Source organism: Roseovarius aestuariivivens (genome assembly GCF_004761875.1).
GTDB classification, from domain to species: Bacteria; Pseudomonadota; Alphaproteobacteria; order Rhodobacterales; family Rhodobacteraceae; genus Roseovarius; species Roseovarius aestuariivivens.
This window is the reverse complement of the sequence record NZ_SJEY01000001.1, coordinates 436,769-463,255: the sequence shown is the minus strand read 5'-3', so window position 1 is coordinate 463,255 and position 26,487 is coordinate 436,769. Positions and strand designations below refer to the sequence as shown.

Annotated in this window: 30 protein-coding genes and 2 tRNA genes; 21 read left to right on the top strand and 11 right to left on the bottom strand. The window is 61.7% G+C overall.

Annotation, left to right across the window (positions count from 1 at the left end; all coding sequences use genetic code 11):
- Positions 1-43: 43 nt before the first annotated feature.
- From EZV60_RS02220 to EZV60_RS02210, 3 genes are read right to left on the bottom strand one after another with little or no spacing between them, the layout of a single operon-like run.
- Complete coding sequence (locus EZV60_RS02220; protein ID WP_135501688.1) at positions 44-1,141, bottom strand: DegT/DnrJ/EryC1/StrS family aminotransferase; 1,098 nt, start codon at positions 1,139-1,141, stop codon at positions 44-46.
- Entirely contained in the window at positions 1,138-1,554 is a 417-nt protein-coding gene (locus EZV60_RS02215) for a sugar 3,4-ketoisomerase (protein WP_135501686.1), read from the bottom strand. Before EZV60_RS02215 ends, EZV60_RS02220 begins: the two co-directional genes overlap by 4 nt.
- 41 nt (positions 1,555-1,595) lie before the next feature.
- Entirely contained in the window at positions 1,596-2,318 is a 723-nt protein-coding gene (locus tag EZV60_RS02210) for a class I SAM-dependent methyltransferase (protein WP_135501684.1), read from the bottom strand.
- Positions 2,319-2,374: 56 nt separating this feature from the next.
- On the opposite strand from EZV60_RS02210, the gene EZV60_RS02205 reads away from it, so the two are divergent.
- From EZV60_RS02205 to EZV60_RS02195, 3 genes are read left to right on the top strand one after another with little or no spacing between them, the layout of a single operon-like run.
- Positions 2,375-3,361, top strand: coding sequence for an ATP-grasp domain-containing protein (locus tag EZV60_RS02205; protein ID WP_135501682.1), 987 nt, complete (start codon positions 2,375-2,377; stop codon positions 3,359-3,361).
- Positions 3,340-3,987, top strand: a complete 648-nt coding sequence (locus EZV60_RS02200) for an HAD family hydrolase (RefSeq protein ID WP_135501680.1) — start codon at positions 3,340-3,342, stop codon at positions 3,985-3,987. Before EZV60_RS02205 ends, EZV60_RS02200 begins: the two co-directional genes overlap by 22 nt.
- Before the next feature lies 1 nt (position 3,988).
- Positions 3,989-4,933 carry a glycosyltransferase gene (locus tag EZV60_RS02195; RefSeq protein WP_135501678.1) on the top strand — a complete coding sequence of 315 codons (945 nt, stop codon included), beginning with the start codon at positions 3,989-3,991 and terminating at the stop codon, positions 4,931-4,933.
- A gap of 215 nt (positions 4,934-5,148) precedes the next feature.
- Here the strand turns inward: EZV60_RS02195 and EZV60_RS02190 are convergent.
- Positions 5,149-5,235, bottom strand: a tRNA-Leu gene (locus tag EZV60_RS02190).
- Positions 5,236-5,365: 130 nt separating this feature from the next.
- On the opposite strand from EZV60_RS02190, the gene lipB reads away from it, so the two are divergent.
- Entirely contained in the window at positions 5,366-6,016 is a 651-nt protein-coding gene (gene lipB / locus EZV60_RS02185; RefSeq protein WP_135501676.1) for a lipoyl(octanoyl) transferase LipB, read from the top strand.
- A 144-nt stretch (positions 6,017-6,160) separates the two neighbouring features.
- Here the strand turns inward: lipB and EZV60_RS02180 are convergent, their stop codons facing one another.
- A complete protein-coding gene (locus EZV60_RS02180) occupies positions 6,161-6,589 on the bottom strand; it encodes an organic hydroperoxide resistance protein (protein ID WP_135501674.1) in 429 nt (142 codons plus the stop codon).
- An 87-nt stretch (positions 6,590-6,676) separates the two neighbouring features.
- Here EZV60_RS02180 and EZV60_RS02175 point away from each other — a divergent pair, with 87 nt between their 5' ends.
- Positions 6,677-7,126: a MarR family winged helix-turn-helix transcriptional regulator gene (locus tag EZV60_RS02175; RefSeq protein ID WP_342588757.1), complete on the top strand. Its 450-nt coding sequence runs from the start codon at positions 6,677-6,679 to the stop codon at positions 7,124-7,126.
- A 6-nt stretch (positions 7,127-7,132) separates the two neighbouring features.
- On the opposite strand, the gene EZV60_RS02170 is transcribed toward EZV60_RS02175, so the two are convergent.
- On the bottom strand, positions 7,133-9,484 hold the full coding sequence (locus EZV60_RS02170) for an ATP-dependent helicase (RefSeq protein ID WP_135501673.1): 2,352 nt from the start codon (positions 9,482-9,484) through the stop codon (positions 7,133-7,135).
- Positions 9,485-9,819: 335 nt separating this feature from the next.
- On the bottom strand, positions 9,820-9,990 hold the full coding sequence (locus EZV60_RS19000) for a hypothetical protein (protein WP_167853442.1): 171 nt from the start codon (positions 9,988-9,990) through the stop codon (positions 9,820-9,822).
- Between the two features lie 254 nt (positions 9,991-10,244).
- Between EZV60_RS19000 and EZV60_RS02165 the strand changes: the two genes are divergently transcribed.
- The 12 genes from EZV60_RS02165 to hisH all read left to right on the top strand — a co-directional run bounded on the left by EZV60_RS02165 (position 10,245) and on the right by hisH (position 22,125).
- Positions 10,245-11,384: an alpha-hydroxy acid oxidase gene (locus EZV60_RS02165; protein ID WP_210115046.1), complete on the top strand. Its 1,140-nt coding sequence runs from the start codon at positions 10,245-10,247 to the stop codon at positions 11,382-11,384.
- 164 nt (positions 11,385-11,548) lie between these two features.
- A complete protein-coding gene (gene pyc, locus EZV60_RS02160; RefSeq protein ID WP_135501671.1) occupies positions 11,549-14,989 on the top strand; it encodes a pyruvate carboxylase in 3,441 nt (1,146 codons plus the stop codon).
- A 257-nt stretch (positions 14,990-15,246) separates the two neighbouring features.
- A complete protein-coding gene (locus tag EZV60_RS02155) occupies positions 15,247-15,636 on the top strand; it encodes an MAPEG family protein (protein WP_135501669.1) in 390 nt (129 codons plus the stop codon).
- A 95-nt stretch (positions 15,637-15,731) separates the two neighbouring features.
- Positions 15,732-16,034 (top strand): ribbon-helix-helix domain-containing protein, encoded by a 303-nt coding sequence (locus tag EZV60_RS02150; protein WP_135501668.1) that lies wholly within the window; start codon positions 15,732-15,734, stop codon positions 16,032-16,034.
- An 88-nt stretch (positions 16,035-16,122) separates the two neighbouring features.
- Positions 16,123-16,518 carry a VOC family protein gene (locus EZV60_RS02145; protein ID WP_135501666.1) on the top strand — a complete coding sequence of 132 codons (396 nt, stop codon included), beginning with the start codon at positions 16,123-16,125 and terminating at the stop codon, positions 16,516-16,518.
- An 89-nt stretch (positions 16,519-16,607) separates the two neighbouring features.
- Complete coding sequence (locus EZV60_RS02140) at positions 16,608-17,138, top strand: twin-arginine translocation signal domain-containing protein (protein ID WP_135501664.1); 531 nt, start codon at positions 16,608-16,610, stop codon at positions 17,136-17,138.
- A 15-nt stretch (positions 17,139-17,153) separates the two neighbouring features.
- Positions 17,154-18,725: a GMC family oxidoreductase gene (locus EZV60_RS02135; RefSeq protein ID WP_135501662.1), complete on the top strand. Its 1,572-nt coding sequence runs from the start codon at positions 17,154-17,156 to the stop codon at positions 18,723-18,725.
- Positions 18,726-18,858: 133 nt separating this feature from the next.
- A complete protein-coding gene (locus EZV60_RS19435) occupies positions 18,859-18,993 on the top strand; it encodes a hypothetical protein (RefSeq protein ID WP_280952558.1) in 135 nt (44 codons plus the stop codon).
- 100 nt (positions 18,994-19,093) lie between these two features.
- A tRNA-Gly gene (locus EZV60_RS02130) sits at positions 19,094-19,168 on the top strand.
- 342 nt (positions 19,169-19,510) lie between these two features.
- Entirely contained in the window at positions 19,511-20,782 is a 1,272-nt protein-coding gene (locus EZV60_RS02125; RefSeq protein ID WP_135501660.1) for a DEAD/DEAH box helicase, read from the top strand.
- 112 nt (positions 20,783-20,894) lie between these two features.
- Positions 20,895-21,482: an imidazoleglycerol-phosphate dehydratase HisB gene (gene hisB, locus EZV60_RS02120; RefSeq protein ID WP_135501658.1), complete on the top strand. Its 588-nt coding sequence runs from the start codon at positions 20,895-20,897 to the stop codon at positions 21,480-21,482.
- 4 nt (positions 21,483-21,486) lie between these two features.
- The gene (hisH, locus tag EZV60_RS02115; RefSeq protein WP_135501656.1) at positions 21,487-22,125 is read left to right on the top strand and encodes an imidazole glycerol phosphate synthase subunit HisH; all 639 of its coding nucleotides are present in this window, start codon (positions 21,487-21,489) and stop codon (positions 22,123-22,125) included.
- A gap of 82 nt (positions 22,126-22,207) precedes the next feature.
- Here the strand turns inward: hisH and EZV60_RS02110 are convergent, their stop codons facing one another.
- Complete coding sequence (locus EZV60_RS02110) at positions 22,208-22,600, bottom strand: DUF2147 domain-containing protein (RefSeq protein WP_135501654.1); 393 nt, start codon at positions 22,598-22,600, stop codon at positions 22,208-22,210.
- A gap of 133 nt (positions 22,601-22,733) precedes the next feature.
- Between EZV60_RS02110 and hisA the strand changes: the two genes are divergently transcribed.
- Positions 22,734-23,456: a 1-(5-phosphoribosyl)-5-[(5-phosphoribosylamino)methylideneamino]imidazole-4-carboxamide isomerase gene (hisA, locus tag EZV60_RS02105; RefSeq protein WP_135501652.1), complete on the top strand. Its 723-nt coding sequence runs from the start codon at positions 22,734-22,736 to the stop codon at positions 23,454-23,456.
- A gap of 33 nt (positions 23,457-23,489) precedes the next feature.
- On the opposite strand, the gene EZV60_RS02100 is transcribed toward hisA, so the two are convergent.
- Positions 23,490-23,945 carry a DUF302 domain-containing protein gene (locus tag EZV60_RS02100; protein ID WP_135501650.1) on the bottom strand — a complete coding sequence of 152 codons (456 nt, stop codon included), beginning with the start codon at positions 23,943-23,945 and terminating at the stop codon, positions 23,490-23,492.
- Between the two features lie 101 nt (positions 23,946-24,046).
- On the opposite strand from EZV60_RS02100, the gene hisF reads away from it, so the two are divergent.
- Genes hisF through EZV60_RS02085 form a run of 3 tightly spaced genes read left to right on the top strand, consistent with a single transcriptional unit; the run spans position 24,047 to position 25,406 of the window.
- Positions 24,047-24,811: an imidazole glycerol phosphate synthase subunit HisF gene (hisF, locus tag EZV60_RS02095; protein ID WP_135501648.1), complete on the top strand. Its 765-nt coding sequence runs from the start codon at positions 24,047-24,049 to the stop codon at positions 24,809-24,811.
- A complete protein-coding gene (locus EZV60_RS02090; RefSeq protein ID WP_135501646.1) occupies positions 24,808-25,119 on the top strand; it encodes a phosphoribosyl-ATP diphosphatase in 312 nt (103 codons plus the stop codon). The genes hisF and EZV60_RS02090 overlap by 4 nt, the downstream gene beginning before the upstream one ends.
- Complete coding sequence (locus EZV60_RS02085) at positions 25,116-25,406, top strand: Dabb family protein (RefSeq protein WP_135501644.1); 291 nt, start codon at positions 25,116-25,118, stop codon at positions 25,404-25,406. Before EZV60_RS02090 ends, EZV60_RS02085 begins: the two co-directional genes overlap by 4 nt.
- A 76-nt stretch (positions 25,407-25,482) precedes the next feature.
- On the opposite strand, the gene EZV60_RS02080 is transcribed toward EZV60_RS02085, so the two are convergent.
- Positions 25,483-25,956: a CoA-binding protein gene (locus tag EZV60_RS02080; protein ID WP_135501642.1), complete on the bottom strand. Its 474-nt coding sequence runs from the start codon at positions 25,954-25,956 to the stop codon at positions 25,483-25,485.
- A 200-nt stretch (positions 25,957-26,156) separates the two neighbouring features.
- Positions 26,157-26,480, bottom strand: coding sequence for a C1 domain-containing protein (locus EZV60_RS02075; protein ID WP_135501640.1), 324 nt, complete (start codon positions 26,478-26,480; stop codon positions 26,157-26,159).
- Between the last annotated feature and the right edge of the window lie 7 nt (positions 26,481-26,487).

Below are 26,487 nucleotides of genomic sequence, written 5' to 3'. Positions count from 1 at the left end.
CAATGAGATAGCGCCCGTGCGGTCCATCGCCGACGGTGGAAGATCAGGCCTCGGTGCGGACCGCGTCGATCACCGCATCCACCTGCTCGGGTGCAAGATGCGGCCCGATCGGCAGGCTGAGAACCTCGCGCGCCAGTCGCGCCGCGATGGGCAGCGCCGCGTCATCAAGACCGCTCTCGGCGTAAGCGGCCTGCGCATGCGGCGCAATTGGATAATGAATAAGCGTTTGCACGCCGCGTGCGGCCAATCGTTCGGCAAATGCGTCGCGCGCCGCATGACGGATCACGAACAGATGCCAGACCGGGGTGGCCTTTTCTGCAACGTTCGGAAGAACCAGGTCACAGTCCGATAGCGCGTCCAGGTAACGGGCCGCAATGCGCGCACGACGCGCGTTCCAGTCATCCAGAACCGACAGCTTGATCGAAAGAAACCGAGCCTGCACCGGATCAAGCCGACTGTTGTCGCCGGCGACTTCGTGGCGATACTTTTCGCGGCTGCCATAATTGCGCAAGAGGCGCACACGCGCCGCAACATCCGGATCCGAAGTCGTGATCCCGCCTGCATCGCCAAGCGCGCCCAGATTTTTGCCGGGATAAAAGCTCCAGCAGGCGGCGGCGGAATGCGCGCCGATACGCTGCCCATCCCACATCGCCCCATGCGCTTGGGCCGCGTCCTCGACAACCTTGAGGTCAAGATCATGCGCTACCGACATGATGCCCGGCATGTCGCAGGGCTGTCCGTAGAGATGCACGGGTATCACGGCCTTTGCGCCGTCGACCATGGCCGCGCGGATACCCTCGGGCGTGATATTGCATGTGCCCGGATCAGGCTCGACCGGGATCGGGATCGCGCCACACTGGCTCACGGCCAGCCACGTTGCGACGAACGTGTGGGACGGCACCAGAACCTTGTCGCCCGGCGTCACGCCAACGGCCATCAACGCCAGCCGTAATGCGTCGAGACCGTTGGCCACACCGATTGCGTGATCGGCCCCGCAATAGGCGGCAAACTCCGCCTCGAACGTCTCAACCTCGGGCCCGAGAATGTACCAGCCCGACCTCAGGCTTTCGAGCAGTGCCGGCTCGGCCCTGCCGGCAAGCTCGTCATAGGCCGCCTTGAGGTCGAGAAAGGGAACCTTCATGCACCGGGGGCCCCGACCGCTTGCAGGAACGCATCATGGTCGCGGATATAGTCGGTTTCGGTATAGGGCGCCGAGGCCATCACCATGCAGACCGCGCCGGACGAGAAATTATCCAGATACCGCCACATCATCGGGCAGATGTAGATCCCGAAATACGAACGATTGAGGTGAAATCGACGCTCTTCGAACCCGTCGCTGAGAACCAGATCGAAGCTTCCGGACATGGCGATCATGAATTGATGCAAGGATTTGTGCGCATGCGCGCCACGGTCCGATCCGCCCGGCACGTCGTAAAGATAATAGACCCGCTTGATGTCAAAGGGAATGTGGTTGCAGCCCTCGATGAAGGTCAGGTTGCCCCGCGCGTCCTCGATCTTTGGCAGGTCGATCTGTTTACAATCTGCAAGAGGCAAAACAGGTCTCCGGTTGGGCGCTCAGGCCGTAGCGGTTTCGGTCACTTGTCGGAGGCAACGACGACCAGTTCAGCGGCGATATCGGGATAGCGCTCGCCCAAAAGCATAAACGCCTCCAGCATCTCGGGGGTCCATTGTTCTTCGATCTGATTGTCAGAGATCGGCTTCATCCAGTAGCCCCCGAAATAATCCACGTTCATCCCGGCCTTGGCAAAATCAGCGCGCAGCGTCTCGGGGCCATAGACCCGCCGATGCCCGTGATGGATATCCTTTTCCGACATGTCCTGTTCTGTGGTGATCAGGCCCATGATCACCGCCGCCTGACGGTGAAGCGACCGGCAATTCGGCACAGAGCAGATGATCTTACCGCCCGGCTTCAGCCATGTCTTCGCCTGCGCCAGAATGGCCGACGGATTGTCCACGTGCTCCAGCACATGCCCCAGAAGAATGATGTCATAGGTCGGCTCGCAGGAAAAATCCTCGAAAAGCGCCACATGCACCTTCAGATCGGGAAATTTCTGACGCAGAAGTTCTGCGAACTCGGGCGACCCCTCAAGCGCTTCAAGATCGTATCCCGCCTCAAGAAGCTGTCCCGTCATCGTGCCTTCGGCGGGCCCCATCTCGAGGATCTTGTGATCGTCTTTCATGAACCGACGAAAGATCTTGAAGCTGTAGCGGATCGTGGCAAGTGCGGTCGGTTTTTCGTACCAGCTATCCTTGGCGATGTCCGAAATCCGCTTCAGCTCTTCATTTGCAAAATCCAAGATTTTGTCTCCTATAGGGGTCGAAACGCCTGTGTAATGGGGGTAGAGCCTGCTTTATGTCAAGCAAAGTCATTTCCATTGCGGTGGGCTCTTCCGGATCAGCGACAGGTCACGGCGTTCTGCGCGCCCTCGCGGCCAGTTCGCTCGCGCCACATCTGATCGCCTGCGATACAAACCCCCGCCACCTCGTTGCGGCGGGCAGCCAGTTCGACTTTCGGCAGATTCCGCTGGCCGCGTCGGAATCCTTTGTCGCCGAGCTATTGCCGGTGCTGCGCGATGCGGGTGCGACGGCGTTCTACCCGATCCACGATGTCGAGATTGCCGCCTGCAGCGCTGCGCACGATGCATTCAGCACCGAAGACGTCCAGGTCCTTGCGCCGCCTGCCGAGGCCGTTGCGATGGTCCGCGACAAGCTCGGCCTGTTTGAAGCGTTTGATGCCGCGCGGGTCCCCTGCCCTGAAACGACGCGGCTCGACCGGGCCGAATGGGCCGGGGCGCGGCTTCATTACAAGCCGCGCAGCGGGGTTGGCAGTCACGGTGTCGGCGTGCTGAGCGACGCGGACGCGTTGCGCCGCCGGCAGGCCCAGACCGACGCCGCGACCATGATCGTGCAACCCTTCATCGCGGGTCAGGAGATCACGATCGACATGTTCTGCCCCGCACCGGGTGACGTGTTTGCGTATTGCTGCCGCGAACGGATCGACGTGAAGGCGGGTGTCTCAAACAAGGCGCGGCTGTTCCTTGACCCGGTCTTGGGCGATCTTGGGGCGAGGGTTTCGGCCACAACCGGGCTGACCGGCGCATTCTGTTTCCAGGTGCGCGGTGAGTTCGACTCCGGCGCCTGGAAGGTAATCGACGTCAATCCAAGGGTCGGCGGCGGAACGCCGATGTGCGTGGCGGTCGGCCTCGATTTTCCCTCGGCGCATGTCGCCCACCATCTCGGGAGGGATCCAGCCCCTTATTTCCGCCCGCTTCCCCAGGACGACGTCTATGTCACCCGCTCTTTTGTCGAACATGTCGCATGGCCCAAAGACCCTTCCTAGGACTGGACCTTGACGGCACCATCCTCGATTGCCGCCCACGGCAAGAGGCAGTGCTGCTTTCCATCGTGCCCGAGGCGGCGCCCGTAGCCAACCGGCTTTGGCAACTCAAGCGTTCGGGCCATTCCACACGCGAGGCTTTGAAATCACTCAATATTACCCCGCCCAAAGATTTTACCGACCGCTGGATGGACCTGATCGAAAGCGAAACGTTTCTCAAGGTCGACGCCCTGCTGCCCGATGCGGACGCGGCCCTTGCTGCCTTGGGCGAGGCGTTGAACTTGCACCTGATCACATCGCGCCAGAGGCCGGAGGGCGTCTGTGCCACCCTGAAACGGCTCAACCTACAACGACATTTCGCCCAAATCACCGTTGTGCCCGCCGGACCCGGAGCCAGCACGGCAAAAGCCGAGGCGATCAAGCAGTTCGACACCTTCGCGCATTGCGGCGATACCGAGGTCGATGGGCGCGCCGCCGAGACAGCTGGCGTGCCGTTTCTGGCCGTGACTTGCGGCCAACGCTCGGCTGAATTCCTGTCGCACTCGGCTGCGCCACATGAGATTGGCGCATCGCTCAAGGATCTCGTAGAGCCCATCTTCGCTCTGCGCCGAAAGGCGGAAGGCCCCTGACATGTCCACGTCCTACGCCATCGTACTCTACGCCTACAATCAACAGGATTACGTGCGCGAGGCGGCGCGTTCGGTTCTGGCACAGACCTGCCGGCCAACCGACATCCTGTTCACCGATGACTGCTCCACCGATGGGACATTCGACATCCTGCGTGAGGAGGCAGAGCGTTACGACGGGCCGCATCGCATCCGGCTCAACCGCAACAAGGTCAATCTCGGCGTCATCGAGCATGTCCACCGCGTGTTCCAGCTTTGCGATGCGGACATGATGATCAACTGCGCCGGTGACGATCTTTCGCATCCCGACCGAGCGAGGCGTATCATGGAGCTTTGCGAACGCGAGGCGCCGCTGCTGGTGTTTTCCGAAGCAAAGGTCGAAACGCTTGACGGAGCGCCCGCCCCCCCGCGGTACCGCAGCGCGACGTTCTATCACCGTCGGGACGCCGGTTCGGCGGCGACCTCGATGCAGCTCTATCTCGGTGCGACCTGCGCCTGGCACAAGGATTTGGTCCGCAGATTTGGCCCCGTAACCGAGGATGTTGTCTTTGAAGATCTCGTCTACGGCTTCCGCGCGGCGCTCGAAGGGCGCGTCGGGTATATTGACGAGGCGCTTGTGACCTATCGCGTCGGTGCAGGCGTCACGAACACAGCACGACAGGCCGAAAAGCTGGACGCGGTGAAGACGCGCCGGGCGACGGAGATCGGACGCGAAGCCGCGGTGCTGCGCCAAAGGCTGAAAGACGCACAAACCTTCGGGCTCGCTCCAAAAGACCGGCTCTGCCGTCGCCTGACCATCGCATTGCGTCAACGCGAAACGCGCACGGCATTCATCGAGGGGGACCGCACCGCCCTCCGCGGCGCAATCCGACGCCATCCTATCGAGACCTCTGTCATTTGTCTTTCGGAAGCGCGCAAGTGGCGCAGGCAAGCATGCAGAAATGCATGATCAATTCGCGCGAGGCGCGGGACCCATAGCCAATGGATTACGATTGCTTCGACGGCGATGGCAGACAAGAAAGTCTTCTGACATCATTTTGATCGGGTCGCCACGCGCCTCCGAACCAGTCGGCGTCTTAGGCTCGGGCGGAAATCAGCCAATCAGGCTTTAGGCAGTAAGCACAAATGACTCATCGTTTTAATTTCAAAGTGTTGTGTGATAAATGGTGCGGTCGAGAAGACTCGAACTTCCACGGGAGTTACCCCACAGCGACCTCAACGCTGCGCGTCTACCAATTCCGCCACGACCGCACGTGATCAGGTAGGTGGCGGGCGTATACGAAATGCCGATCCGGTTGTGAAGGAGAAAATGCGTGCGTTTTGACAATTTCGTCCGCACCTGCCACATGGTGGCACGCTGCCGCAATCCGGATCCCCGCTGATGGTCGAATGGATCACGTCCCCTGGGCTTGTCCCTTATCCCTTGGCCTGTGCCGAAATGGAAGCGCGCGCCGAGACGATCGCGAATGGCGTGGCATCCGAAGCGATCTGGCTGCTCGAACATCCGCCGCTTTACACCGCGGGGACGTCGGCCAAGCCCGCAGATCTCACCGATCCAGATCGGTTCGAGGTCTTTCAAACCAAACGCGGCGGCCAATACACCTATCACGGGCCGGGCCAGCGCGTCGTATACGTGATGCTGGATGTCGGACGGCGAGGGCGCGATGTCCGCGCCTTCGTCAAACAGCTGGAGGCATGGGTCATCGCCACGCTGGATCAGTTCAATATCAAGGGCGAAATCCGCGAAGGGCGCGTGGGCGTCTGGGTGCAACGCGATGACAAGCCGCTGACGCCCGAGCGCGCATGCGCTGAAGACAAAATCGCCGCCATCGGCATCCGCTTGCGCAAGTGGGTCAGCTTTCACGGAATATCGATCAACGTTGAGCCGGACCTCAGCCATTTCGACGGGATCGTGCCGTGCGGGATCACGGAGCATGGCGTCACAAGCCTTGTCGATCTGGGTCTTCCGGTCACCATGGCGGATCTGGATGTCGCGCTGAAACGCACCTTCGGCGAGATTTTTCCGGACTGAGTGGCCATATCCTGGCCTACTGGTGGTACTTAACAGCGGGCTATCAGCCGGATCGCATCTCTCGGATCAAGCGTGCAACCGTGCCCACGAAAAAAGCCCGGGAGTGGAAACTCCCGGACCTCGCCGACATACTCGTGAACAAAGTCACGCTAGAACGGTGTCGACCTCGATATTGCCTTGCGTCGCATTGGAATAAGGGCATATGAAATGCCCACGCTCCATGATTTTCTTGGCGACGTCTTCCGAAACGCCCGGCATGGAGACGGTCAGCTTGACCTTGAGACCAAAGCCACCTTCATCGCGCGGGCCGATGCCGACCGCGGCAGAGACTTTCGCATCTTTCGGCACCTCACCCAGTTTCTCGCTCTGCGCGGCAAATCGCATGGCGCCCAGGTAACAGGCCGCGTAACCGGTCGCGAAAAGCTCTTCGGGATTGTGACCCTTTCCGGCACCGCCGAGCGCTTCGGGTGTGTCCATCGTGAACGTCAGCATACCGTTTGCGAGGCGCGCCGTGCCCTCACGGCCCCCGCCTGTCGCGCTTGCTTCAGTCCAATATTTGATATCTGTCGCCATGTTCTACTCCGTTATATCGCGTACGATTTAATCTCTTGCGATACTTATAGCTCCCGCCAAAACCTGTCAATGGCTTGCGATTTAATCGTGCGCGATTTACAAGACGACATGCCCACTTTGCCGCCTCCAGATATGCTGTGTTTCGCGCTCTATTCGACGGCACATGCGATGCAGCAAAGCTACAAGTCGTTGCTCGCGCCCCTCGGCCTGACCTACCCTCAATATCTTTTGATGAGTGCGCTTTGGACCGAAGACGATCAGACGGTGGGCGCGCTCGGCAGGCAGGTTTTGCTGGAATCCAACACGCTGACACCGCTTCTGAAACGGCTCGAGGCGAAAGGATTGCTGCACCGAACGCGGGACAGTCGGGACGAGCGGCAGGTGCGCATCCGCCTGACGCAAGCGGGCCGCGCCTTGCAGCAACAGGCGGCGCATATTCCGGGCTGCATCGTGGAAAAGACCGGACTGACGCTGGAGGATGTGACCCGGCTGCGCGATGAGATCACCGCGCTACGCGCAGAACTTGCGAAAGGCTGATCGGAGTTAAAAAGGAATATCGTCCGCACCGGTCACGAACCGGGCAACGACCTTTTTGGTGCCCGCCTTCTCGAACTCGATCTCAAGCTTGTCACCCTCGATCTCGAGAATCGCGCCATAGCCGAACTTTTGATGGAACACTCGTTCTCCGACAACATGCGCACTGACTGCCTGTGCATCGATCACGGTATTCCGGCTTTCGCGAGGCTGGGATATGGGCCGGGTCTGGCTCCGCGACTGAAGCCTGCGCCAACCCGGCGAATTGTAGACATTGGCTTCCGATGCCCGGCTTTCCAGCCCCGAGGACAACCCCATGCCGCCTGCCGCACCGTAGCCGCCGCCGTACAGGCCCGGAGGCGTCAGCACATCGACATGAGCTTCGGGCAGTTCATCGATGAAACGGGACGGCATCTGACTTTGCCATTGGCCGTAAACCCGGCGATTGCCCGCGAACGAGATCGTGCACACCTCTTCAGCGCGGGTGATGCCGACATAGGCCAGCCGGCGTTCTTCCTCGACACCCTTTAGGCCGGATTCGTCCATACTGCGTTGAGACGGAAAGAGACCATCTTCCCAGCCAGGCAGGAAGACCACCGGAAACTCCAGCCCCTTGGCGGCGTGCAAGGTCATGATGCTGACCTTCTCGCCCGCCTCCTCGGACTCGTTGTCCATGATCAGGCTGACATGTTCGAGAAAGCCCTGCAGGTTCTCGAAGCCCTCAAGCGCCTTGACCAGTTCCTTGAGGTTCTCAAGACGCCCCGGCGCCTCGGGCGTTTTGTCGTTCTGCCACATCTCGGTATAGCCGGACTCGTCCAGGATCATCTCGGCCAGTTCCATGTGGCTGACATCCTTGTCGCCCACCAGCCGCCCCCAGCGACGCAGACCTTCAAGCAGCTTGCCAAGCTCCCCTGCCCCTTTCCCGGTCAGACCCTTGTCCTGCAGCAGGATCGCCGCGCCCTCGACCAACGAAACACCGTTCTGGCGGGCGGTCACCTGGATCTTCTGCTGCGCCTTGTCTCCCAAGCCCCGCTTGGGCGTATTCACGATCCGCTCGAAGGCCAGATCGTCGGTGGGCGAAACGACCAGCCGGAAATACGCCATGGCATCGCGGATCTCCATCCGTTCGTAAAAACGCGGGCCGCCTATCACGCGATAGGGCAGACCGATGGTCAGGAACCGGTCCTCGAAGGCGCGCATCTGGTGGGAGGCGCGCACGAGAATGGCCATATCGTCGAGCGTAAAGGGCCGCATGCCGCGCGTACCGCGCTGCATCGCCTCGATCTCCTCGCCGACCCAGCGGGACTCCTCGTCGCCGTCCCAATGACCGATCAGGCGGACTTTCTCGCCCTCTTCGGCCTCGGTCCAAAGCTCCTTGCCCAATCGCCCCTTGTTGCCTGCAATCACACCAGAGGCGGCGGCAAGGATATGCGGCGTCGACCGGTAATTCTGCTCCAAACGGATCACCTTGGCGCCGGGGAAGTCCTTTTCGAACCGCAGGATGTTGCCCACCTCGGCACCGCGCCAGCCATAGATCGACTGGTCGTCGTCGCCCACGCAGCAGATGTTCTTGTGCCCGCCCGCCAGCAGGCGCAGCCATAGGTACTGCGCCACATTGGTGTCCTGATACTCGTCGACAAGGATGTAGCGGAACCAGCGCCGGTATTGCGCCAGCACGTCTTCATCGGTCTGAAAGATCATGACCACATGCAACAGCAGATCACCGAAATCGACCGCATTCAGGTCGCGCAGGCGCGCCTGGTATTGCTTGTACAGCGCCACCGCCTTGCCGTCATAAGCCGAGGCCTCGGAGGCGGGCACCTGATCGGGCGTCCAGGCCCGGTTTTTCCAGTGGTCGATGATCCCGGCCAGTTGCCGCGCCGGCCAGCGCTTGTCGTCGATCCCAGCCGCCTGCACCAGTTGCTTCAAAAGACGCAACTGATCGTCCGTATCGAGAATGGTGAAGTTCTGCTTGAGGTCGACAAGCTCGGCATGACGACGCAAAAGCTTCACACATATCGAATGGAACGTACCCAACCACGGCATCCCTTCGACCGCCTCGCCCAGCATCCGACCGACCCGCTCTTTCATCTCGCGCGCGGCCTTGTTGGTGAAGGTGACAGCAAGAATCTCATTGGGCCGCGCCGTGCCGGTGCTCAGCAGGTGCACCATGCGGGCCGTCAGGGCCCGCGTCTTGCCGGTGCCGGCGCCTGCCAGCATGAGGACCGGCCCCTCCAGCGCCTCGACCGCGGCACGTTGTTCGGGGTTGAGCCCATCAAGATAGGGTTGCGGACGGGCCGCCATGGCGCGCGCCGACAAAGACGCGCTCTCGAAGGCATCGGATTCGTCAAAACTGCTCATGAGCCGATCCTAGCGCGCCGCAAAGACAAGGGAAAGCCAATGTTCACCCTGTGTTCCGAAAGTATTTCGCGACCCTTTCAGTCCCAAGGATCGCGCAAGACATCGAAGACTTGAAGGGGCGGATTGCATCAACGGCGGGAAAGTACCGCCGTCTCAGAAGCGCGTCCGTCATTTGGCTCAAGAGCCGGCGTGCCCGGGGTCGCGCAAAGCGCCAAGGTCACAGCTTGATCCGACTGTGCCGCGTCTTGGTAAATCATCCTTCGCGGCGTCCGTCCGGCGCAACCCCGCCGTCACGGCCCAGCGTTGGATCGCGGCCTCCGAACACTGCAAGTACGTCACGCCAGCCGCATTGGCGACGTGCCGCATTTCGTATTCGAACCGGCCTTGGGTCCATCTCGGTCGATCAGGATCACCACCGGTGTCTTGCCTGTCAGGTGTTCGGCAAACAGCGCCTGATGGAGGCTGTCGCGGGCGCTGGATTTGCCGTCGAGGCCGATCTCGATCACATGCGTTGCGGTTTCGCAATCGACCCGGACATAGCGGGGCAGAGCGTTAACGTCGAATTACCGCCGCGCCTCGTTCTCGCTTCCGGCGAGAAAGCTGCACAAAAGGGCCGCCAAGTGCACTTCACCCATGGCGTTTTACTCACCTCCACTCACGACATCGAACATAGTGTGAACAAAAGGTTAACGCAAATCGTCGGCATAAAGTTGGTGAACCACACTGGACAAGCCGCTGAAAAGCTTTGCACATATCGGCCATGTCTCTTGACGCCAAATATCCCGCCCTTTCCGACCTGCGCCGCAGGGCGCGGATGCGTGTGCCGCATTTCGTGTGGGAGTATCTCGACAGCGGCACCGGAACCGAGGCGACGACACTGGCCAACCGCTCCGCGCTCGATCGCGTGCGCCTCATGCCCTCGATCCTGCACGGCGAAGTCGCGCCCGACCTGACGACCTCGCTTCTCGGCCATGACCACGGTCTTCCTGTGGGCATTGCACCTGTTGGCATGTCCGGGCTGATCTGGCCCGACGCCGAACGCCACCTGGCCCGTGCCGCGGCGCGGTGCGGACTGCCCTATGCGCTGTCGACCGTGGCCAGCGTGACGCCCGAACAGATCGCGGATGATCTTGGTCCTCACGGCATGTTCCAGCTTTACCCGCCCCGCGACGCCGAGATCCGAAAGGATATGTTGAAAAGAGCGCGAGACGCGGGGTTTTCCACGCTGGTGCTGACCGTCGATGTGCCCGTCGGCAGCCGCCGGGAACGGCAAGTGCGCTCGGGCCTGACACAACCGCCGAAACTGACCCCGCGCCTTCTTGCCCAGATCGCGATCCGGCCCGCCTGGGCCTTGGGCATGGCGCGGCGCGGCCTTCCCCGGATGCGCCTGATCGACGACTATTCGCCAGACACCCATGGCCTGCCCTCGACCAAGCATGCAGGCTACCTGCTGCGCACCTCGCCCGACTGGGATTATCTGCGATGGCTACGCGCGCACTGGGACGGACCGCTTGTCGTCAAGGGCGTGCTCAGCGCCGAAGACGCAACGCGCCTGACCGAAGAAGGCGTCGATGCGATCTGGATTTCAAACCATGCCGGGCGTCAGTTCGACGCCGCCCCGGCCACCATCGAGGCGCTTCCGGCGATCAGGGCCGCGACCGATTTGCCGGTGATCCTGGATGGCGGCGTCGAAGGCGGGCTCGATATTCTTCGTGCGATGGCTCTGGGCGCGGATTTCGTGATGATGGGTCGGGGCTGGCACTATGCGCTGGCCGCGCTCGGGCCGGAGGGCCCCGATCACCTGGCCGCGATCCTGCGTGCGGATCTCGAGGCGAACATGGGCCAGCTGGGACTGACCCGCCCCCAGCACGCGCGTCAAAGGCTGATCCTCGAAGGGTAGGCAGGGCCAAGGGTCTTTGCACAAACTTTCCGCCATTCCCGCAATGCGGCGAATGGCGGATTGCATCGCCGCGTTTGACTTTCTACAACTTTGGAGACGGTGCTGCACTGCGGCGATCCACCCGTGGACGCCCCGCCACACAAAATCGACGAAGGGGACAGGCCATGGCCGAGTTCAAGAAAATCCTGATCGCCAACCGTGGCGAGATCGCCATCCGCATTATGCGCGCCGCCAACGAACTGGGCAAACGCACCGTCGCCGTCTACGCCGAAGAGGACAAGCTTGGCCTTCACCGTTTCAAGGCCGACGAGGCCTATCGCATCGGCGAAGGTCTCGGCCCGGTACAGGCATATCTCTCGATCGAGGAGATTATCCGCGTGGCCCGCAAATCCGGCGCCGACGCAATCCATCCGGGCTACGGGCTTTTGTCGGAAAACCCCGCACTCGTCGATGCATGTGAGGCCAACGGGATCACCTTCATCGGCCCCAAGGCCGAAACCATGCGCGCGCTCGGCGACAAGGCCAGCGCCCGGCGCGTCGCCGTCGAGGCCGGCGTGCCGGTCATCCCCGCCTCCGAGGTGCTGGGCGATGACATGGACGAGACCCGCAAACAGGCCGCCGAGATCGGCTATCCGATGATGCTCAAGGCGTCCTGGGGTGGCGGCGGGCGGGGCATGCGGCCCATCGAATCCGAGGCGGAACTGGCCGACAAGGTCAAAGAGGGCAAGCGCGAGGCCGAGGCCGCCTTCGGCAATGGCGAAGGTTATCTCGAAAAGATGATCGAGCGGGCGCGCCACGTCGAAGTACAAATTCTCGGAGATACCCACGGGAACATGTACCATTTGTACGAAAGGGACTGTTCCGTGCAGCGCCGCAACCAGAAAGTGGTCGAGCGCGCCCCTGCGCCCTACCTGACCGACGCGCAGCGCGAAGAGGTCTGTGAGCTCGGATACAAGATCTGCAAGCACGTGAATTACGAATGCGCCGGTACGGTCGAGTTCCTGATGGATATGGACACCGAGGAGTTTTACTTCATCGAGGTAAACCCGCGCGTGCAGGTCGAACACACCGTCACCGAGGAAGTGACCGGCATCGACATCGTGCAGGCCCAGATCAAGATCGCCGAGGGCAAGACCCTGCAGGAGGCCACACGCAAAAAGAGCCAGGACGAGATCACGCTTAACGGTCACGCCCTGCAAACCCGGATCACCACCGAAGACCCGCAAAACAAGTTTATTCCCGACTATGGCCGCATCACCGCCTTTCGGGAGGCGACCGGCATGGGCATCCGCCTGGACGGCGGCACGGCCTATTCGGGGGGCGTGATCACGCGCTATTACGACTCGCTTCTGGTCAAGATCACCGCCCACGCGCAAACGCCCGAAGGTGCCATTGCCCGGATGGACCGCGCCCTGCGAGAGTTCCGGATCCGGGGCGTCAGCACGAACATCGCCTTCGTGGAAAACCTGCTCAAGCACCCGACTTTCCTGAATTACGAGTACACCACCAAGTTCATCGACACGACGCCCGAGCTCTTCGATTTCGCCGCGCGCCGCGACCGGGGCACCAAGGTTCTGACCTACCTCGCGGATGTGACGGTGAACGGACATCCCGAGACCAAGGACCGCCCCCGACCACGGCCCGACCTGAAGAAACCTCGGCCACCGGAACTCAAGGCGGACATGCCGCCGCCGGGCACCAAGACTCTTTTGGATGCCCAAGGCCCGCAGGCCGTGGCGGACTGGATGGCTGAGCAGAAGAAATTGCTCATCACAGATACGACCATGCGCGACAGTCACCAGTCGCTGCTGGCCACGCGGATGCGCTCGATCGACATGATCAACGCCGCACCGGCCTATGCCGCAAATCTGCCCGGGCTTTTCTCGGTCGAGTGCTGGGGCGGCGCGACCTTCGACGTGGCCTATCGCTTCCTCGATGAATGCCCCTGGCAGCGCCTGCGCGACCTGCGCGCCGCCATGCCCAACGTGCTGACGCAAATGCTGCTGCGCGGCTCGAACGGGGTGGGCTATACGAACTATCCCGACAACGTGGTCTCGGCATTCGTGCATCAGGCGGCGGACAGCGGCGTGGACCTTTTCCGCGTGTTCGACCCGCTCAACTGGGCGGAAAACATGCGCGTATCGATGGATGCGGTTCTGGAGAGCGGCAAGATTCTCGAGGCCGCGATCTGTTACACCGGCGACATGCTGGACCCGGCCCGGTCCAAATACGATCTGAAATATTACCTCAAACTGGCGCATGAACTGAAAGAGGCCGGCACGCATATCCTTTGCATCAAGGACATGGGCGGCCTTCTGAAGCCGGCCTCAGCCAGCGTGCTTTTCAAGGCTTTGAAGGAAGAGACCGGTCTGCCGATCCACTTCCATACACACGACACCGCCGGGATCGCCAGCGCCACGATCCTCGCCGCCTCAGAGGCCGGCGTCGATGCGGTAGACTGCGCAATGGACGCGCTGTCTGGCAACACCAGCCAGGCCACGCTCGGCACGGTCGTCGAGGCCCTGCGCCATACCGAACGTGATACCGGGCTCGACATTGCCGCAATCCGGCAGATCTCGATCTACTGGGAGCAGGTGCGCGCGCAATACGCCGCGTTCGAGTCTGCGATGCAATCGCCCGCGTCAGAGGTCTATCTGCACGAGATGCCCGGCGGGCAGTTCACCAATCTGCGCGCGCAGGCCCGCTCGATGGGGCTGGAAGAGAAATGGCCAGAAATCGCCAAGACCTATGCCGACGTGAACCAGATGTTCGGCGACGTGATCAAGGTGACCCCCATCGCCAAGACTGTAGGGGATCTTGCCCTCATGATGGTCAGCCAGGGCCTGACCTGCGAGGATGTGCTGGACCCCAAGACCGAAGTGAGTTTCCCCGACAGCGTCATCACGCTTATGAAAGGCTATGTAGGCCAGGCACCCGGCGGCTTCCCCGAGGACATCCAGAAAAAGGTACTGAAGGACGAAAAGCCCATCACGGTGCGCCCCGGCACCCTGCTCGAGTCCGAAGATCTGGAGGCCAAGCGCGCAGAACTGGTCGAGAAATGGGGCGAAGATATCGACAACGAGGATCTCATGGGCAGCCTCATGTACCCAAAGGTCTTCGACGACTACATGGAACGTCACGCGATTTACGGACCGGTACGCTGCTTGCCCACCTACAGTTTCTTTTACGGCATGGAGCCTGGAGACGAGATTTCAGCCGAGATCGACCCTGGCAAGACGCTTGAGATCCGGCTCGTGGCCGTGGGCGAAACGCATGATGACGGCGAGGCGCGGGTGTTCTTCGAACTCAACGGCCAGCCGCGCACGGTGCGTGTCGCCGACCGCAAGATCAAGAGCACCGTCGCCGCAAGCCCCAAGGCCGAACCAGGAAACCCCAATCACCTCGGGGCGCCGATGCCCGGCGCGGTGGCCTCGGTTGCGGTCAAACCTGGCCAGAGCGTCAAGCAGGGCGACCAGCTTTTGACCATCGAAGCGATGAAAATGGAAACCGGCCTGCACGCCGAACGCGATGCGGTGATCAAGGCCGTTCATGTCCAGCCCGGTGCGCAGATCGATGCCAAGGATCTGCTAATCGAATTTGAGTGATCCCCGATGGAGCAAGCCTCGCTCGGGCCGTCCGACCGACCCGACAGCTCACAGAGCTGGGTTTTACAGATAGATCGGACCGGGGCAGCAAGTGCGGCGCGCCCCCAATCCGGGGTTGTTCGCAAAAAGAAAAGGCAAAGTGTCGGGGATTGCCCGCCCATTTTCCGCTTTCGCCGCCATCGGGCTTGTTTCCGCGCGCCACTCGGCTCAGCTTGTGATCACAGCATGTTCCAGAGACTTGAATCCGACCGAACGTCATGAGCCTGACCATTACGCCGATCTATGCCGGATTTCTGGCCCTGCTGCTTGTCGCTCTGAGCGCGCGGGTGATCCGTGCTCGGATCGTGTCGCGGATTTCTATCGGCGATCGCAATAACCGCGAGATGCGCAAGAAAATCCGGGTGCAGGCAAATTTCGCAGAATATGCGCCGATGGGCCTTGTGCTTCTGGCCTGCGCAGAGGTGCAAGGCTTGCCCGAGATGGGGCTTCACGGCCTCGGCGCCATGCTGTTGCTGGGGCGCTTGTCACACGCGGTCGGCATGGGGGCCACCCCGCAACGCCTGCCGTTGCGGTCCGCGGGAATGGTACTGACGCTAGGCATGATTCTATTAACTGCGGCGGCGAATCTTTTTTTCGCGATGATCTGACAGCGGCGTCATCGGCAGAAGACCCTTCCCACGCCTGCCCTTTTGGGCAATCATAATATGAATAGAACGGCTCTGAATCTTTGGGAGGAGAAGATATGTGCCGCATGTTCGCCGGGCAGGACCCGGCCCGATACGACCTGGAAACCCGGCGGATGCGCCTGAACGGTCAAAGCACCAGCATCCGGCTCGAGAAATCCTTTTGGGCCATTCTCGACCAGATTGCCGAAAGCGAAGGCCTTACCACGCCGGGCTTTGTCTCGAAACTGCATGGCGAAGTGATCGAACTTCGCGGCGAGCCGAAGAATTTCACCTCGCTGCTCCGCTGCACCTGTCTGGTATGGTGCGATGCGAAGTTGGACGCGGCCCTGTCGCCGAGTGCGCGAATCGCGGCGGAATGAACGCTTCACGCATGTAGTAACCGCTTACTACCCGCCCCCTGGACGCACCCGCTAAGCTTAACCCGCACAGACATTTTGGGAGAGATTCATGGCCAAAGCCATTCACAGCATGATCCGCGTCCTCAACGAAGAACGGTCGGTCGACTTCTACAAGACCGCGTTCGGGCTGGAGATCGCGGACCGGCTGGATTTTTCCGATTTCACTCTGGTCTACATGAGCAATGCAGAGACCGAGTTCGAAGTCGAGTTCACGATCAACAAGGACCGCACGGAACCTTACGATCTTGGCGATGGCTATGGACACCTGGCTGTGTCGGTCGACGATCTCGCCTCCGAACATGCACGTTTGACCGAAGCCGGTCTGGAACCGCGCAAGATCGTGGAGTTCGCCCCCGACGGCAAGTTGGTGGGCAAGTTCTTCTTCATCGCCGATCCCGACGGCTACCAGATCGAAGTGCTCGAGCGCGCGGGACGCTTCAAGTAAGAACTCGGATTTCAAGCGGGACCGGGGCGGCGTGGCCCGGATCTGCGGTGGAAAAAAAGGGAAGCCGCGCCGCCCAGGGAGGAAAATCCATGAGTACGAAAACCAAATCGCCCCGGTCGATGACCCGGCGCGATCTTTTGAAAGGTGCGACCACTGCGGTCGGCGCCTTTGTCTGCGGCGCGACTTACGTGGCCGGACCCAACGCGGCGTGGGCCACCGAAATGGACGCGCTCAAGCCGGAAACCTTTGCGACGCTCGTTCAGATGGCGCGCGATATCTATCCCCATGACCAGATCGGCGACGAGTATTACGTGGCCGCGGTCAAGGGATACGACAAACCCGAAGAGGTTGACGCGATCAGCGCCGGCATCGACGCGCTCAACGACAAGGCCCGCGAAATGACGGGGCTGGAATACGCGTCTATCGGCTGGGAGCGTGACCGCGTCGACGTGCTGCGCGCGATGGAGGACGACGCGTTCTTCCAGCGGATCCGGGGCGGTCTCGTCACCGGTCTTTATAACCAGAAAGCGATCTGGCCGATCTTCGGCTACGAGGGCGAGAGTTTCTCGAAGGGTGGATATATCAACCGCGGCTTCGACGACATCGCATGGATCGGCTGAGGGAAGGGCAAGACAATGACAGCACCATTTGACCACAACGACGATAGCGTCGTCGTCATCATCGGCACCGGCGCAGGCGGCGGCGTTCTCGCCAACGAGCTGGCGCAAAAGGGCGTGAGCGTCGTCGCGCTCGAGGCCGGCGGGCGTTACCTGCCCGAAGACTACATCAACGACGAGTGGGAAAGTTTTGGCCAGCTGGCCTGGCTCGACCCGCGCACCACCTCGGGCGACTGGCGCGTGGCCAAGGATTTCTCCGGCCTGCCCGCCTGGATCGTGAAGGCCGTGGGCGGTACGACCACCCACTGGGCCGGCGCCTCGATTCGGTTCCAGGACCACGAATGGAAGGCGCGCACCACCTATGGTGAGGTCGAAGGCGCAAGCCTCCTCGACTGGCCCATCGACGGGACCGAGATGGCGCCTTGGTACGATCTGGCCGAGAAGAAGCTTAACGTCACGCGCACGAACGGAAATCCAGGCCTGCCGGGCAACAACAACTACAAAGTCTTCGAGGCCGGCGCGAAAAAGCTTGGCTACACTGAGGTCCACACTGGCCGCATGGCGATCAACAGCCGTGACGACCAGGACCGCCTGATGTGCCAGCAGACCGGCTTCTGCTTCCAGGGCTGTAAATGGGGCGCCAAATGGTCGTCCGCCTATACCGACATCCCGGAGGGCGAGGCCACGGGCAACCTCGAAGTGCGCGAAAAGGCCCATGTGGCCCGGATTCTGCATAACGAGGCCGGCAAGGTCACAGGGGTCGAGTATTTCGACGAGAACGGCGATCTTCAGATGCAGAAGGCACGTATCGTCTGCGTTGCAGGAAACTCTTTTGAATCACCTCGTATGCTGTTGAACTCGGCGTCGAACATGTTCCCGAACGGTCTGGCAAACAGCTCCGACCAGGTGGGCCGCAACTACATGCGGCACATGACGGGCTCGGTTTATGCAGTGTTCGAACAGCCTGTGAAGATGTGGCGCGGCACTACGATGGCTGGGATCATCCAGGACGAATCCAAACACGATCCCAGCCGCGGCTTCGTCGGTGGCTACGAGCTTGAGACGTTGTCACTCGGCCTGCCCTTCATGGCAGCCTTCCTCGATCCCGGCGCGTGGGGACGTGAGTTTACCTCCGCACTCGACCAGTACGAGAACATGGCCGGCATGTGGATCGTGGGCGAGGATATGCCCCAGTCCACCAACCGCGTGACCCTCAATACCGAGGTGAAGGATCAGTACGGTCTTCCCGTAGCCAATGTTCATTTCGATGATCACCCCAACGACATCGCGATGCGCAACCACGCCTACGAGCGCGGCGCGGCGGTCTACGACGCGGTCGGTGCCACGCGCACCTTCCCGACGCCCCCCTATCCCAGCACGCATAATCTCGGGACCAACCGCATGTCGGAAAACCCCGAGGATGGCGTGGTCAACAAGTGGGGCCAGACGCACGATATCGAAAACCTGTTTATTTCGGACGGCTCGCAATTCACCACAGGTGCGGCGGAAAACCCGACGCTGACGATTGTGGCGCTGGCGATCCGGCAGGCCGATCACATCGCGCGCGAGATGTCTGCCGGAAATCTCTGAGATCCGGCACAGCGACCAAACGCCTCGGCAAGGTTCCGCCTTGCCGAGGCTTTTTCTTGCGCGGTCCCTTATTGCGGACTAGCCTGATCGCACGGGCTTTGTCCGGCGACATCAACTTGAGGGAGGAGATGACGTGCCCCGGATCGAACGACACGAAGACGAGCACACAACCCCGCGTCCGCTGCGGCGCCGCGCCGTGTTTTTCATGCTGCTCCTTCTGGCCGCGACCCTGATCTACGCGGAAATGTTTTTTCGCTTCAGCCAGTAAGATCTTGATCTCCAAGGCGGGTTGAAAAATTTCTTGGCGCGTTGCGATTTCCTCTTGCAGCCTCGCGCGAGACTTTATATCTCACGCCTCACCCAAGGACGCGGGCGTAGCTCAGGGGTAGAGCATTACCTTGCCAAGGTAAGGGTCGTGAGTTCGAATCTCATCGCCCGCTCCATTTTCTATCCGACCAAACCTGGTCGTACCTTCCTAGATTTCCCGAATTCGTTGCTGCGCTTATCATGTGTCATCAAGATCATGTACCTGCGTAAAGCCTTGACATATCGTCCGATCTACACCATTTGCAGCTTATCGCTGCGCTGCCGCGTGAGCAAGCCGCGCCCTCAGACGGGCCCAACAGCGACCCATATCCAGTTCCCCATCACGCAGGGTTCCTGACGCGCCGGCCAGACCGCGCGGGATCCTCCCGCCTGTCCTGAGGCCTCGCGAACCCCGCTCACCGCACAATCTCGTGCGGCTTACACATGTCGCGCATCCCGCGCGGCCACAAGGATACTTTATGCTCGACTTCGACATGCTGGGCCTCGCGCCCGCTCTCAAGACCGCCCTCGACCGCGCGGGCTTCTCCGAACCCACCCCGATCCAGAACCAGGCGATTCCGCTCGCACTTCAGGGCCATGACGTGATGGGCCTCGCCCAGACCGGCACCGGCAAGACTCTGGCCTTCGGTCTGCCGCTCATCGATCACCTGCTCGCACAGCCGGGCAAACCCGCCCCCAAAACCGCCAAGGCGCTCATCCTTGCGCCCACCCGCGAACTGGTGAACCAGATCGCCGAAAGCCTCAAGGTGTTGACGAAAGGCACGAAACTGCGCGTCTCGACCGTTGTCGGCGGTCAGTCCATCGGCAAGCAAATCAAGTTTCTGAGTCATGGCACCGACATTCTCGTCGCCACGCCGGGGCGTCTCATGGACCTGATGGACCGCCGCGCAGTGGACCTCGGCCAGGTGCGCCATCTCGTTCTCGACGAGGCCGACCAGATGCTCGACATGGGCTTTATCCACGCGCTGCGCAAAATCGCACCCGCACTCGGCACGCCGCGTCAGACGATGCTTTTCTCGGCCACGATGCCCAAGCAGATGGAAGAGCTGAGCCAAGCCTACCTGACCAATCCCCGCAAGGTGCAGGTCGCCCCCCCGGGCAAAGCTGCGGACAAAATTACTCAATCGGTGCATTTCGTCGCCAAGCCCGAGAAACCCACGCATCTGCGCGAAGTTCTTGACCGAGATCCCGATGCCTTGACGCTCGTTTTTGCCCGCACGAAGCACGGCGCAGAGAAGCTGATGAAGGGGCTCGTGGCGGACGGCTATAACGCCGCATCGATCCACGGCAACAAGAGCCAGGGCCAGCGCGACCGCGCCATCAAGGCCTTCCGCTCAGGCGAGATCACGACACTTGTCGCCACAGACGTGGCGGCGCGTGGCATCGACATCCCGGATGTCAGTTATGTCGTGAATTACGATCTGCCCGAGGTGCCCGAAAACTACGTGCATCGCATCGGCCGCACGGCTCGCGCCGGCAAGGAAGGTGAGGCCATCGCCTTTTGTTCGGGCGAAGAGGCCGATCTTCTTCGTCAGATCCAGAAGCTAATGAAGATCGACATTCCCGTCGCCCATGGCGCAGCTCCCGCCGAGCTGACCGAGGCGTCCGGCAAGGGCCGTCCCGGCAGCACCCAACGCCGTCGTCGTCGCGGCGGTGGAGGCTCCAACGGCGGTGGAGGCCAGAGCAAACAGGGCGCACCCCGCGCGCGCCGTCGGCGCAAGGCCGCCTGAGCCAAGCTGAGGCCCCTGCCCCACACCTCCGCCAAGACCCGGTTTCCGGGCCTTGGCGCGGGCGCGCGGCGTCTCTATAAGTCGCCGCGAATTGCCGATGCAGGACACCCTCATGCGCACAGCCAAGATCACCCGAAAAACCGCCGAGACCGACATCTCGGTCGAGATCAACCTCGACGGCACCGGACGCTATGAAAACGCCACCGGCGTCGGCTTTTTCGACCACATGCTGGACCAGCTGGCCCGCCACTCGCTGATCGATATGACGGTACGCTGTGACGGTGACCTGCACATCGACGATCACCACACGGTCGAGGATGTGGGTATCGCCTTGGGACAGGCCCTGCGCGAAGCCGTAGGCGACAAGCGCGGCATCCGCCGCTATGGCGCGTGCCTTTTGCCGATGGATGATGCGCTGGTGCGCGCTGCGCTCGATATCTCGGGCCGGCCCTATCTGGTCTGGACGCTCGAATTACCCACATCAAAAATCGGCGCGTTCGACTGCGAACTGGTGCGTGAATTCTTCCAGGCCTTCAGTACTCATGCAGGCCTGACCCTGCATGTCGATCAGCTTGCTGGGATCAACAGCCACCACATCGCCGAGGCCGCGTTCAAGTCTGTAGCGCGCGCCCTGCGCGAGGCGCTCGAGACCGACCCACGCAAGGCGGACGCGATTCCCTCGACCAAGGGCAGCCTCTGATCCCATGACAACGGTCATCGTCGATTACGAATCCGGCAACCTGCATTCGGCCGAGAAAGCCTTTCAGCGCATGGCGCAAGAGGTCGGCGCGGGCGAGGTAATCGTGACCTCGGATCCTGACGCGGTGCGCCGTGCGTCCCGCGTTGTTTTGCCGGGCGACGGGGCTTTTCCTGCCTGCCGCAAGGAACTTTTCGATCACCGCGGGCTTTTCGAGGCCATGGAAGAGGCGGTGATCTGGTTGGGTCACCCCTTCATGGGGATCTGCATCGGCATGCAGATGCTGGCCGATGAGGGGCTGGAATACACACCCACGCCCGGCTTCGGCTGGATTCCGGGCACGGTCGGTCCGATCACGCCCTCCGATCCCGCGATGAAAGTGCCGCATATGGGATGGAACGATCTGGAGATCACCCGGGAGCACCCGGTTCTGGCCGGAGTGAAGACAGGTGACCACGCCTATTTCGTGCATTCGTACCATGTTCGCGTGGCCGATCCTGCGCATCTGATCGCGCGAGTCGACTATGGCGAGCCGGTCACGGCGGTCGTGGGGCGTGACAACATCGTCGGAACGCAGTTTCACCCCGAAAAAAGCCAGGCCACGGGCCTGCGGATCATCTCGAATTTCCTGAGCTGGCGCCCCTAGGGCGCGCTAAAGCACGCCCTACGAGGTCATCCCGGTCATAGTAGAGCGTGCTTCAGCGCGCCCCACGTCGAACGCTGACGCCTTACTTCACCTTCTGCCAAGTGCCGCCATCGCGGCAGATTCCCAGCACGCAGCCCGACACCTTGAGCAGATTGCCCTGCATCTGAAGTTTCGAGTTGTAGGTCTTGCCGCGGTCCGGGCTGTAGACCTTGCCCGAATACGCCCCGCCGCCATTCGCCTTGGTCTGCGAAATGATCTGGCGGCCGATATTGTCGCTCGCGATCTCCTGACCCTGGCCGTTATAGGCCTTCACCAGAGTCCCGCAGAGCCCGCCGCCGCAGGGCTTTACATGCACGAGGCCCGAGTTGCCGTTGTCATCCTTCGCGGTGCGCCAGTAGCCCTCAAGCGGGTCCGCGGCCAGTGCAATGCCTGCGCTCATCAGCACCGCCAGAGCGGCCAGAACGGGTGTCTTCATGTCTCTCTCCTCCTGAAATATCTGCGATCATCTGTGCGGGTTGGCCGGGTCCGATCAAGCCTGACGCCACGTCGCGTTGCAAATGCCCACGCGTCATGCCAAAGCCACGTCCATAGCAAAGGGAACGATGCCGATGATCCTTTACCCCGCGATCGATCTCAAGGACGGACAGGCCGTACGCCTGTTCAAGGGCGAGATGGAAAAGGCGACCGTGTTCAACGACGACCCCGCCGCACAAGCCAAGGAGTTCGTCGACGCTGGCTGCGCGTGGCTGCACCTTGTCGATCTCAACGGCGCCTTCGCCGGAGAACCCGTCAACGCAGCACCGGTTGAGGCGATCCTGTCGCGCTGCGATGTTCCAGCGCAGCTTGGCGGGGGTATCCGTGACATGGCCACGATCGAGCGCTGGCTCTCCAAGGGGCTGGCCCGCGTGATCCTTGGGACTGTCGCGGTGGAAAATCCAGCTCTCGTGCGCGAGGCCGCCCGCACCTTCCCCGGTCAGGTGGCCGTCGGTATCGACGCGCGCGAGGGACGCGTGGCCACCAAGGGCTGGGCAGAGGAAACCGATGTACTGGCGACGGATCTCGCGAAATCTTTCGAGGATGCGGGGGTCGCGGCGATCATCTACACCGACATCAATCGAGACGGCGCGATGCAGGGCCCCAATATCGATGAGACCGCGGCTCTGGCGCAGGCGGTCTCGATCCCGGTCATCGCCTCGGGCGGCGTGTCGTCGCTCGAAGATCTCATCGCCCTGCGCGACTGCGGCGCGCCTCTCAACGGCGCAATATCCGGCCGCGCCCTTTATGACGGCGCGCTTGACCTGAAAAAGGCCCTCGCCGCTCTGGCGGAATGACCCAAGAAACGCCGCCGCGCTCGGGCGACCGGTTCAGCCGCCCGCCGCCTTTCCCGTCAGCTTGCCCAACGCGCCTTGCATCTTGGCGATGTACCCGGCGTCGTCGCTGATCCCGCCCAGATCGTCGAGTGTCTCCTTGGGGTTTTCGTAGGCCAGCCAGACCTGCCCGTCGGCATCCTCGTAGACCAGCACCTTGAGCGGCAGAAACAGCCCGGCCAGCGGGTCATCCTGCATCGCCGGCGTGCCCAGCTTGGGGTTTCCGAAAATCAAAAGTTGCGAAGGGGCAAGATCCATCTCGACCGAGGCCGCGCCGCCCGCGTGATCCACGCGGGCAAAAACGGTGGCGCCTGCGCCCTCGACGGCGGCTTGCAGCGCATCCATCGTTGCCGGCACGTCGCCCGCCGCTTTCACCTTCAGAATATCGTCCTCCGAGGCCATGACCGCGCCGCCCAAAAACGCCAAGGCACCCGCCGCAATCAGATTTTTCATCGCAAATCTCCAAGCTCTTTGCCAAACCTGATCTCATCCTCTGGCATGTCGCGGCAAATGCCCATAAACATCCCCGTGACTTAGGTTACACCGGCACGACCATGCTCAAGATCCGTATCATTCCCTGTCTCGACGTGGCCGACGGGCGCGTCGTCAAGGGCGTGAATTTTGTCAACCTGCGCGATGCGGGCGATCCAGTCGATGCCGCGCGCGCCTATGACGCCGCGGGTGCCGACGAGCTTTGCTTTCTCGACATTCATGCCACCCATGAAAACCGCGGCGTGATGCTCGACGTGGTGACGCGCACCGCCGAACAATGTTACATCCCACTAACCGTGGGCGGCGGTGTGCGGACCGTGGCGGATGTGCGCGCGCTGCTGCTGGCCGGCGCAGACAAGGTGTCGTTCAACTCTGCCGCCGTGGCCAACCCCGACGTGGTGCGCGAGGCTGCGGACCAGTTCGGTTCGCAATGCATCGTCGTGGCCATCGACGCCAAGACCGTGGCTCCCGGCAAGTGGGAGATCTTCACCCATGGCGGGCGCAAACCGACCGGTATCGACGCGGTCGCGTTCGCGCAACTCGTCGAATCCAAGGGCGCAGGAGAGATTCTTTTGACGTCGATGGACAGGGACGGCACCCGCGCGGGCTTCAACCTGCCGCTCACCCGCGCCATCTCCGAGGCGGTCTCGATCCCGGTCATCGCGTCGGGCGGCGTCGGCACGCTCGACCACCTCGTCGAAGGTGTCACAAAGGGCGGTGCCTCTGCGGTGCTTGCGGCGTCGATCTTTCATTTCGGCGATCACAGCATCGCCGAGGCCAAAGCCCACATGGCGGCGGCAGGTATCCCCGTGAGGCTGGGCGCATGACCCTCGAAGAACTCGAAAAGATCGTGCAGGCGCGTGCGCAGGCCGACCCAGAGAGCAGCTGGACCGCCAGCCTTTTGGCAAAGGGGCCCGAAAAGGTTGCGGAAAAATTCGGTGAAGAGGCGATCGAGGCCCTGATCGAGGCGGTTAAGGGGGATGCGCCGCGTCTCACCTCCGAAGCCGCGGACGTTCTTTTTCACCTTCTCGTCATGCTGCACAGCCGCGGCGTACCGCTGGGTGACGTGATGGAGGAACTCGCCGGCCGTCAATCCCGCTCCGGTCTTCAGGAAAAGGCCGCGCGCAAGTCATGATCCGCCATATCGTCTTCTTCACTGCCCGCGATCCCGCGGACCTGCCTCGCATCCGCGAGGGCCTTCTGACGCTTGGCAACATCCCACACGCTACGCATTTCGAGGTGGGACAGAACCTTTATGCCGACAAGCTGACCGGCACCGAGGTCGATCTCGTGGTCTATGCCGAATTTCCCGATGAGGCCGCGCTCGCAGCCTACAAGGCCGATCCGATCTACGAGGAAGCCATCCGGCGGGTGCGCCCCTTGCGGGAAATGCGCATCGCCGCCGACATCAAGGCGACCTGACAAGTCCCAGTTTTTCTTGTCCCGAAAATCTCACGGGGCCTGACGCAGCGCATTGATGTCCGGCGCGCCCCTCGGGTCAAAGTTTTGACGAGATCACCCCGGTATTGAAGCCGCCCATGCGCAACTCACCGAACAGCCGCTGATACTCGATCTTGGGACAGCGATTCATCACCACATCAATGCCGCGTGCGCGCGCCTTTTCGGCGGCCTCCTCGTGCCAGACTCCGATCTGCATCCAAATGGTCTTGAGATCCGGGAAGCACTCCAGCGCCTCATCGACAATCTCGGGCACGTGTTCGGGCCGGCGAAAGATATCCACCATGTCGACGCCGCCTTCGATTTCCGACAGGCTGCCCAGGACGGTCGTGCCAAAGGCGGTTTTGCCCGCATGCACCGGGTTGACCGGGACGACGTCGAATTTCTTCAATTTGAGATACCGCACCACATAAAAGCTGGGCCGCACTTCGTTGAGAGACACGCCCACCACAGCGATCCGCCGGGTGCGTTTGAGGATATTGCGCAGATGCGCATCGGAATATGGTTCGTTCATGCCGGCACCCTATCCGCTTTTCTCGGCATAAAAAAGCGCCCGGGGAATGCCCGGGCGCCAGTCACGGAACGAGGGACAGTGAAGAGAAGCACCGGTGTTCCGAACCGGCACTCCTGTTAGAATACATAGGTGCACTGTGACGGATAAAAAGAGCCTGCAGCCCGGCTGTGAACACAGATCCGTGAGCGTCGCCGGGCGGGTCAGTCGAAGATGTCCTCGACCACATCCCACAGCTCTTCGATCATTTTTCGCGCCAGAGGTTTGCGGCGCTTGACGGGCCGCCGCCTCTCGGGATGGCGGCTCAAGTCGCCACGCACTTCGGTCTCGGCCTCGCGCCGCATACGCTGTCGCACCGCGGCGCCCGGAGAGTATTTTTTCCTCTGTTTGTCAGGTGCTTGCGGCATGAACTTCATCTCATGAATCGGGGCCCCGCAGGCGCGACAGGTCAACTCATGCAACCCTTCATCGAAGATCAGCGCGGCACGCATGCCGCAATAGCTGCAAGTGGTGATCTTGTGGCCCATGCCGGTC

Bases quoted from the DNA above. Each gene is read 5' to 3' on its own strand.
- EZV60_RS02150 (WP_135501668.1), top strand. From the start codon at position 15,732: ATGTGCCGCATGTTCGCCGGGCAGGACCCGGCCCGATACGACCTGGAA.
- hisF (WP_135501648.1), top strand. From the start codon at position 24,047: ATGCTCAAGATCCGTATCATTCCCTGTCTCGACGTGGCCGACGGGCGC.
- EZV60_RS02220 (WP_135501688.1), bottom strand. From the start codon at position 1,141: ATGAAGGTTCCCTTTCTCGACCTCAAGGCGGCCTATGACGAGCTTGCC.
- EZV60_RS02100 (WP_135501650.1), bottom strand. From the start codon at position 23,945: ATGAAAAATCTGATTGCGGCGGGTGCCTTGGCGTTTTTGGGCGGCGCG.
- EZV60_RS02195 (WP_135501678.1), top strand. From the start codon at position 3,989: ATGTCCACGTCCTACGCCATCGTACTCTACGCCTACAATCAACAGGAT.
- EZV60_RS02205 (WP_135501682.1), top strand. From the start codon at position 2,375: ATGTCAAGCAAAGTCATTTCCATTGCGGTGGGCTCTTCCGGATCAGCG.
- EZV60_RS02165 (WP_210115046.1), top strand. From the start codon at position 10,245: ATGTCTCTTGACGCCAAATATCCCGCCCTTTCCGACCTGCGCCGCAGG.
- EZV60_RS02200 (WP_135501680.1), top strand. From the start codon at position 3,340: ATGGCCCAAAGACCCTTCCTAGGACTGGACCTTGACGGCACCATCCTC.
- EZV60_RS02140 (WP_135501664.1), top strand. From the start codon at position 16,608: ATGAGTACGAAAACCAAATCGCCCCGGTCGATGACCCGGCGCGATCTT.
- EZV60_RS02125 (WP_135501660.1), top strand. From the start codon at position 19,511: ATGCTCGACTTCGACATGCTGGGCCTCGCGCCCGCTCTCAAGACCGCC.
- EZV60_RS02155 (WP_135501669.1), top strand. From the start codon at position 15,247: ATGAGCCTGACCATTACGCCGATCTATGCCGGATTTCTGGCCCTGCTG.
- pyc (WP_135501671.1), top strand. From the start codon at position 11,549: ATGGCCGAGTTCAAGAAAATCCTGATCGCCAACCGTGGCGAGATCGCC.
- lipB (WP_135501676.1), top strand. From the start codon at position 5,366: ATGGTCGAATGGATCACGTCCCCTGGGCTTGTCCCTTATCCCTTGGCC.
- hisA (WP_135501652.1), top strand. From the start codon at position 22,734: ATGATCCTTTACCCCGCGATCGATCTCAAGGACGGACAGGCCGTACGC.
- EZV60_RS02135 (WP_135501662.1), top strand. From the start codon at position 17,154: ATGACAGCACCATTTGACCACAACGACGATAGCGTCGTCGTCATCATC.
- EZV60_RS02170 (WP_135501673.1), bottom strand. From the start codon at position 9,484: ATGAGCAGTTTTGACGAATCCGATGCCTTCGAGAGCGCGTCTTTGTCG.
- EZV60_RS02110 (WP_135501654.1), bottom strand. From the start codon at position 22,600: ATGAAGACACCCGTTCTGGCCGCTCTGGCGGTGCTGATGAGCGCAGGC.
- EZV60_RS02085 (WP_135501644.1), top strand. From the start codon at position 25,116: ATGATCCGCCATATCGTCTTCTTCACTGCCCGCGATCCCGCGGACCTG.
- EZV60_RS02075 (WP_135501640.1), bottom strand. From the start codon at position 26,480: ATGGGCCACAAGATCACCACTTGCAGCTATTGCGGCATGCGTGCCGCG.
- EZV60_RS02090 (WP_135501646.1), top strand. From the start codon at position 24,808: ATGACCCTCGAAGAACTCGAAAAGATCGTGCAGGCGCGTGCGCAGGCC.
- EZV60_RS02180 (WP_135501674.1), bottom strand. From the start codon at position 6,589: ATGGCGACAGATATCAAATATTGGACTGAAGCAAGCGCGACAGGCGGG.
- hisH (WP_135501656.1), top strand. From the start codon at position 21,487: ATGACAACGGTCATCGTCGATTACGAATCCGGCAACCTGCATTCGGCC.
- hisB (WP_135501658.1), top strand. From the start codon at position 20,895: ATGCGCACAGCCAAGATCACCCGAAAAACCGCCGAGACCGACATCTCG.
- EZV60_RS02080 (WP_135501642.1), bottom strand. From the start codon at position 25,956: ATGAACGAACCATATTCCGATGCGCATCTGCGCAATATCCTCAAACGC.
- EZV60_RS02145 (WP_135501666.1), top strand. From the start codon at position 16,123: ATGGCCAAAGCCATTCACAGCATGATCCGCGTCCTCAACGAAGAACGG.